The 529-nt window shown below is 65.6% G+C and carries 1 protein-coding gene; it reads left to right on the top strand.

Translation table 11 applies throughout. The features are described 5' to 3' along the window. Positions 1-259: 259 nt before the first annotated feature. Positions 260-529, top strand: a 270-nt coding sequence (locus DEQ92_RS21770; protein ID WP_115821776.1) for a cytochrome P450, incomplete at its 3' end; no start/stop codon positions are given.

Here is a 529-nt window from a genome sequence, read left to right as displayed (position 1 = left end):
GGCGTCCGCGAGAGCTTTCCCCCCGAGGAGCGCGCCGAACTCGTCGACGTCGACCCCGAGAAGTTGAAATTCGCGATGTTGAACTTCTACGCCGACCTCGACGCCTACTCGGGCGAGCCACCGCGGCCGTAGCCGCCGCCTCTCGCGAACTGCCCACGCGCCCCGACTCCTGATCGGCGAATGGCTGATACCTGATCGGCGAATGGCTGATACCTGATCGGCCGAACGGCTGATATCGGTGGAGACCAACTAGACCCCGATGCGAACTCAGCCGCCTGGACCCGCGGGCGTACCGGTCTTCGGGAACAGCCGCCAGTACGCGCGAGACCCCTTCACGTTTCTCACGAGCGTCGCGGACGCCTACGGCGACGTGGCGCGCTTCGACCTCGGGCCGATCGAGACGTATATGGTCACGAATCCCGCGGACATCGAGCGGGTGCTGGTGACCGAGGACGCGAAGTACCACAAACCGGACTTCCAGGACGACGCCATCGGCACGCTGCTCGGCGATGGGCTGCTGCTCAGTGAG

This window comes from Haloferax sp. Atlit-6N, from assembly GCF_003383195.1.
Taxonomy (GTDB): Archaea; Halobacteriota; Halobacteria; order Halobacteriales; family Haloferacaceae; genus Haloferax; species Haloferax gibbonsii.
This window is presented reverse-complemented; position numbering and strand designations above follow the sequence as displayed.